7 protein-coding genes are annotated in these 6,191 nt (G+C 70.1%); 5 read left to right on the top strand and 2 right to left on the bottom strand.

What is annotated here, in order from left to right; genetic code table 11:
* The first annotated feature begins 130 nt into the window (after positions 1-130).
* Positions 131-1,060, top strand: coding sequence for a hypothetical protein (locus RMO12_RS15800; protein WP_309640003.1), 930 nt, complete (start codon positions 131-133; stop codon positions 1,058-1,060).
* A 135-nt stretch (positions 1,061-1,195) separates the two neighbouring features.
* Positions 1,196-1,543, top strand: coding sequence for a hypothetical protein (locus tag RMO12_RS15805; RefSeq protein WP_309640004.1), 348 nt, complete (start codon positions 1,196-1,198; stop codon positions 1,541-1,543).
* Between the two features lie 418 nt (positions 1,544-1,961).
* Here RMO12_RS15805 and RMO12_RS15810 read toward each other — a convergent pair whose 3' ends face one another.
* Positions 1,962-3,146 (bottom strand): MltA domain-containing protein, encoded by a 1,185-nt coding sequence (locus RMO12_RS15810; protein WP_309640005.1) that lies wholly within the window; start codon positions 3,144-3,146, stop codon positions 1,962-1,964.
* Here RMO12_RS15810 and RMO12_RS15815 point away from each other — a divergent pair.
* On the top strand, positions 3,145-3,270 hold the full coding sequence (locus RMO12_RS15815; RefSeq protein WP_309640006.1) for a hypothetical protein: 126 nt from the start codon (positions 3,145-3,147) through the stop codon (positions 3,268-3,270). The two genes, RMO12_RS15810 and RMO12_RS15815, sit on opposite strands and share 2 nt — an antisense overlap.
* A gap of 126 nt (positions 3,271-3,396) precedes the next feature.
* Here RMO12_RS15815 and apaG read toward each other — a convergent pair whose 3' ends face one another.
* The gene (gene apaG / locus RMO12_RS15820; protein WP_309624762.1) at positions 3,397-3,771 is read right to left on the bottom strand and encodes a Co2+/Mg2+ efflux protein ApaG; all 375 of its coding nucleotides are present in this window, start codon (positions 3,769-3,771) and stop codon (positions 3,397-3,399) included.
* A 37-nt stretch (positions 3,772-3,808) separates the two neighbouring features.
* Between apaG and rpe the strand changes: the two genes are divergently transcribed.
* Both rpe and trpE read left to right on the top strand, forming a co-directional pair.
* Positions 3,809-4,486 carry a ribulose-phosphate 3-epimerase gene (rpe, locus tag RMO12_RS15825; protein ID WP_309640007.1) on the top strand — a complete coding sequence of 226 codons (678 nt, stop codon included), beginning with the start codon at positions 3,809-3,811 and terminating at the stop codon, positions 4,484-4,486.
* A gap of 226 nt (positions 4,487-4,712) precedes the next feature.
* Positions 4,713-6,188, top strand: a complete 1,476-nt coding sequence (gene trpE / locus RMO12_RS15830) for an anthranilate synthase component I (RefSeq protein WP_309640008.1) — start codon at positions 4,713-4,715, stop codon at positions 6,186-6,188.
* Positions 6,189-6,191: the final 3 nt, after the last annotated feature.

The following is a 6,191-nucleotide window of genomic DNA, read 5'->3' on the forward strand; positions in this document are numbered from 1 at the left end:
GCCGGCCGCTCATCCGTCCCCCGACGGCTTGGCGCCAGGCGCAGCGGGCCCGTCGATTGCCCAGAGTCGCATCTAAGGCGCGGCTGCCGCATGGGCGTGCGGTCGCTCGCCGAAGCGGAGGTGGGCACGGGTGAGCGAGACAACACAGACCGACGAGGCGGATAAAGCGGCAGCGCCGAGCGACAGCCCGCGGCCTTTGTGGCCGCAAGACGCGTGGGTGTGGCCGCTGGCCGCCGCCGTGGGGGTCGGCGCAGGCGTGCTTTTGTGGCAGCTGATCGGCCGGCCAACCGCGATCACCCATCAACCGCACACGATCACTGCGCCGCGCTCACCGCTGCTTGCCGCCGCGCCCGTCGTCACCCCGCCGCCGGCCGTTGCATTCGGTGAACCGCGTGCGCGAGCGCCTGCCGACCGGCCGGTGCAGCGCGCCGACTTCGCCGGCACGCCAGCACCGATCGCCGTGCGAAAACTGGCCGACTGGGCCGTCGACTCGGGCGACCCGCGCGGCTTGCCGTTTGCGATCATCGACAAGCGAAACGCCAGGCTGTTCGTGTTCGACGCTGCCGGGCGCCTGAGCGGCGCTGCACCGGTGCTGCTCGGGCTGGCGCGCGGCGACGATTCGGTGCCGGGCATCGGCGAGCGGCCGCTGGCCCAGGTTCGGCCTTACGAACGCACCACGCCGGCCGGGCGTTTCGTGTCCGAACATGGCCGCAACAGCAAGGGCGAGGACATCGTCTGGGTCGACTACGACGCCGCGGTCTCGATGCACCGCGTGCGCGCCACCAACGTGGCGGAGCGCCGCCTCGAGCGGCTGGCCTCGCGCAGCCCGGCCGACAACCGCATCTCCTACGGCTGCATCAATGTGCCGGCCTCGTTCTATGACGGCGTGCTGCGCACCGCATTCGCGACACCGCATGCCATCGTCTACGTGCTGCCGGAGACGCGCTCGGCGCGAGCGGTGTTCGACTCGTACGACGTTGACGAGCGCAAGCGCGTGCTCGCCCTCCTGACGGGACTTGGTGGAACGGAGCGGATCGCGCGCTCATCGGCTGGGCGCTGAGCGCGCCACGCTTGAACGGCGCGGTCGTCCGACAACGCAAAACGCAGCGGGCCTTGGTGACAAGGCCCGCTGCGTTTGAGAGCGGCGCAGATGCGCCCTTGGTTTGCTTAGTTGCGGTCGCTGCGCGGTGCACGCATGCTGCCGTCGCTGTGGGTCATGCTGCTGTTGTCCATGCTGCCCGAGTTCGACGTACTGCTCGGTGAGGTGCTGTCAGAGTTGCTCGGACGGCGCGACGGCCCGAGGGTGCGCGAGTCCAAACTGCCCGGGTTCATGGAGCCATCGGTGGCGCTCGGGGCGGTGGTGCTGGTGCCCGGGGTAATGGTGCCGGTGGAGCTGGGCGAAGGCATGGTCGAAGGGCTGCCCGTCGTGTCCTTCGGCGCGTCGAGCGAGCCGGCGGACGGCGTGGTGCGGTCGGCCGGGTTCTGGGTCGGCGTGCCGGTCGTGCCCGGCGTCGCGTCCGAGGGCGTGGTCGACTGCGCGTAAGCAACGCCGATCGCTGCGGCCATGGTGACGGTGGCGATGGTCAAGCCTTTGGTGAATCTGTTCATGTTCTAACTCCTGTTGCGGGTGGGTGAAACCAATGTGCTCGCTACAGAGTCGCTGCCCGATTTGGCAGGCTCGCGAACGTGACGGCAATCCACGTCGGGCAACACACGTGCCCGAGGCCCGCTGCACGCACCGAATCCACGCCAGTGGCGCGCCGCCGAGCGGGCCACGCCCCGTACGCTGTATTGCAACGAAGCGTGTGCATGGAGCGCGGCGCGCCTCGAGTCGTGCAAGCGCGTGTGTAAGTTTGACCTTGCCGGCGGCTTGCGCAGCCCCGGCTGGCCCCAAGCTTTCCCCATAGGCGCAAGGAGCCAAGACGGCAGGCGGGCTTGGCGTTCCGGTCAGACTTTTCTTGCTAAGCCTTGGGCCACAGCACCCACATCCGCAACGGCTGCTTCATGCGACCGGCGCGCTCCTCGGCGCCTTCGGCCCAGCCCCAGAAATAGTCGGCGCGCACGGCGCCGGTGATGGCGCTGCCGGTGTCCTGCGCGATCACCAGGCGCTGCAGCGCACGCGCGGGCGGCGGCGTTGCGCTCCACGCCTCGGGCTCGGTGGTGTCGAGCCACACCGGCGTTCCGTAGGGCACGGCACGCGGGTCGACGGCGATCGATCGTCCCGGCGTGAGCGGCACGCCCTGCGCGCCGAGCGGGCCGACAGCGGGGTCGGGCAGGGGCTGCTCGCGAAAGAACACGTAGCGCGGGTTGGCATTGAGCATCTCGCCCACGCGCTGCGGGTTGGCGCGCGCCCACGCCTTGATCGCCGGCCATGAAGCCTGCTCGAGCGTGAAGGCGCCGCGCTCGACCAGCCAGCGGCCGACCGACCGGTAGGGCTGGTCGTTGTGGCCGGCGTAGGCCAGGCGCACGGTCTGCTTGCGCCCGTCGGGCTCGGTCAACAGCAAGCGACCGGAGCCCTGCACCTGCAGCAGCAAGGCGTCCAGCGGGTCGGCCACCCAGGCGATCTCGCGGCCCGCGAGCGCGGCGCGGGCGACGGGCAGCGATCCGATCTCGGCGCGCGTGTACCACGGCTTGTGCTGCGCCAGCTCGTGCGGAGGCGCGTAGAGCGCATGCGCGTAGCGCTTGCTGCGCGTGCGCGAGGCCGCGACGAGCGGCTCGAAGTAACCGGTGATCAGGCCTTGGGCGGTGCCGTCATGCGCGGTCACGCGGTAGGGCGCGAGCGTGGCGTCGAGCCAGGCGCGCACGCGTGCGTCGTCCGGGCTGGCGAGCGCCTTGGCGCTGGCGCACGCCGCGGCCCAGCCGGGCGCGGGCCGCGCGCAACTCGCCAGCAGCGCGGGCCAGGCGTGCAGCGGCGCGTCGGCCTGCCAGCCGGGCAGCTCGCGCCAACTCACCGGCTGCCAGCGCGCCGCTTCGCGCTCGATCGGCGGGCCGGCTGGGGCTGGCGCGGCGGGCGGCGCCGAGCCGGAAGCACCCGCGGGGGCCTCGCGCGGTGTCGGCACCGGCGTCGCGGGCGCTTGGGTCACCGGCGTGCTGCACGCGGCGAGCGCGCCTACCATCGCCGCAACTAAAGACTGCTTCAAGGACATGGGACTGATTCTGCTGGAGGCCTTGGCCGCGCTGGCCGCGCTCGGGCTCATCGTGTGGTGGACGATGTTCTCGGGGCGCAAGGGCGGCGAGCGCAACGACGACAGCCAGCCGCCTCCCGCCTGAGGTCGGCGTGAGCACAGGCAGCGCACCCGCGGCTTGAAAGCGCGCCAGAAACTCAGCGCCAACTCGAGCCGCGCGCCGCGCCGAACCCGCCGCGCTCGGCCACCGACGCGGGTCACCCCCTCCGAGTCAATGCAGCGCCGATTGCTGCGACAGCTCGAACGCCGGGATGCTGGCCTCGAAGGGCTGCGCCTCGGCCGTCATGCAAAAGAAGCTGCCCTCCATCTGGCCGCGCGGCGCGGCGATGCGCACCCAGCTCTGGTATTCGAAGTGCTCGCCCGGTTGCAACAGCGGCTGATGGCCGACGACGGCCAGGCCGCGCACCTCTTGGCGGGCGCCGGTGGCGTCATTGATCAGCCAGTGCCGGCCGATCAATTGCGCCGTGACATCGCCGCTGTTGACGATGCTCACCGTGTACGCGAAGGCATAAGCCTGCTGTTCGGGGGCCGACTGCTCGGGCAGGTAGCGTGCAACGACGCTGACGGTGAACTCGGGACGGGCCATGCGCAGCATTCTAGGCAGCGTCCCTAGAATGCCGCGCATGCCCTACCGCATCGCCCCCAGCCTGCTCTCGGCCGACTTCGCGCGGCTTGGTGAAGAAGTGAAAAACGTCGTCGCCGCCGGTGCCGACTGGATTCATTTCGACGTCATGGACAACCACTACGTGCCCAACCTCAGCTTCGGCCCGATGGTGTGCGCGGCCTTGCGCAAGCACGCCGTCACCGCGGGCGGTCAGCGCGTGCCGATCGACGTGCATCTGATGGTGGCGCCGGTCGACGCGCTCGCGCTCGCGTTCGCCCAGGCCGGCGCCGACGTGATCAGCTTCCACCCCGACGCGAGCACGCACGTGGACCGCACGCTGCAGCTCATCAAGGACGCCGGCTGCCAGGCCGGCCTCGTGTTCAACCCGGCCACACCGCTGGACGCGCTCGAGTGGGTGCTCGACAAGGTGGACCTGGTGCTGCTGATGAGCGTGAACCCGGGTTTCGGCGGTCAGAGCTTCATCCCGGGCACGCTCAGGAAACTGGAGCGCGTTAGAAAACTGATCGACGCCAGCGGGCGCGACATCCGGCTCGAGGTGGACGGCGGCATCAAGACCGACAACATTCGCGCGGCGGCCGATGCCGGGGCGGACACCTTCGTCGCCGGCAGCGCGATCTTCGGGCAGCCGGATTACAAGGTGGTGATCGAGGAGATGCGGGCGCGCTTGGCGGGGTGAGCGCGGCGCCGGCTCGTCAAGCCGGGCTAGACTTCCTTCATGTTCATGTCACGCAAGCAAACCAAGGGGTCTCACGACCGGGGAGCCTGGCCCTGGCGTCGCCGGGCCAGCTGACCGAAGGCGCTGTGCCGCGCCGGCTTTCATGCCGGCCTCGTGCAGCGAGTCGCATGCCTTGTTTGCGCGGCCACCTGGGTGCAGGTGGCCCTGGGCCACGGAGGGCCCCGACGTGATCACCGAAGCCGAATTCAAGCGCCTTGCCGAGCAGGGCTACAACCGCATACCGCTGATCGGCGAAGCCTTTGCCGACCTGGAAACGCCGCTCTCGCTCTACCTCAAGCTGGCCGGCGGACGGCGCCTGAGCTTCCTGCTGGAGTCGGTGGTTGGCGGCGAGCGCTTCGGGCGCTATTCCTTCATCGGCCTGCCGGCGCGCACCTTGCTGCGCGCCACCGGCCTGCATTGCGAGGTCGTGACCGACGGCCGCGTGGTCGAGTCGCACGAAGGCAACCCACTTGATTTCATCGAGCGTTACCAGCAGCGCTTCAAGGTCGCGTTGCGCCCCGGCATGCCGCGGTTTTGCGGCGGCCTGGCCGGCTACTTCGGCTACGAGGCGGTGCGCTTCATGGAGCCCAAGCTGGCCGGGGTGCAGAAGGACGGCGGCATCGGCACGCCCGATCTGCTGCTGCTGCAGACCGAAGAGCTGGCGGTGATCGACAACCTCTCTGGCCGGCTCTACCTGATCGTCTACGCCGACCCGGCCGAGCCCGAGGCTTACCCGAAGGCCAAGCGCCGGCTGGCCGAACTGAGCCAGCAGCTGCGCCACAGCGTGAGCGCGCCGACGGTCGAGCGCGGCGCCTCGCACGCGGTGCAGCGTGAGTTCACGCGCGAGCATTTCGAGGCGGCGGTGCTGCGCTGCAAGGAGTACATCGCGGCGGGCGACTGCATGCAGGTGGTGCTCGGCCAGCGGCTGCAAAAGCGCTACACCGAAAGCCCGCTCAGCCTCTACCGCGCGCTGCGCTCGCTCAACCCTTCGCCCTACATGTACTTCTACGACCTGGGCGAGTTCCAGATCGTCGGCGCCTCGCCCGAGATCCTGGTGCGCCACGAGCACGTGGCCGAGGGCGACAAGGTCACGATCCGCCCGCTCGCCGGCACGCGGGCGCGCTCGGCCACGCCGGAGCAAGACCGCGCGCTCGAGCAGGAGCTGCTGGCCGACCCGAAGGAGCGCGCCGAGCACCTGATGCTCATCGACCTGGCACGCAACGACATCGGCCGCATTGCGCAGACCGGCTCGGTGAAGGTGACCGAGGCCTTTGCGGTGGAGCGCTATTCGCACGTGATGCACATCGTGAGCAACGTCGAAGGGCTGCTCGTGCCCGGCACCACCAACATGGACGTGCTGCGCGCCACCTTCCCGGCCGGCACGCTCAGCGGCGCGCCCAAGATTCGCGCCATGCAGATCATCGACGAGCTGGAGCCGGTGCAGCGCGGCATCTATGGCGGCGCGGTCGGCTACCTGAGCTTTGCCGGCGACATGGACGTGGCCATCGCCATCCGCACCGGCATCGTCAAGGACCAGGTGCTCTACGTGCAGGCCGCCGCGGGCATCGTGGCGGACTCGGTGCCGTCGCTCGAATGGCAGGAAACCGAAGCCAAGGCGCGCGCGGTGTTGCGCGCGGCCGAGCTGGTCGAGGAGGGGTTCTGACAT

The sequence above is a fragment of the Methylibium sp. genome (genome assembly GCF_031393925.1).
In the GTDB taxonomy this organism is placed as follows: Bacteria; Pseudomonadota; Gammaproteobacteria; order Burkholderiales; family Burkholderiaceae_C; genus Methylibium.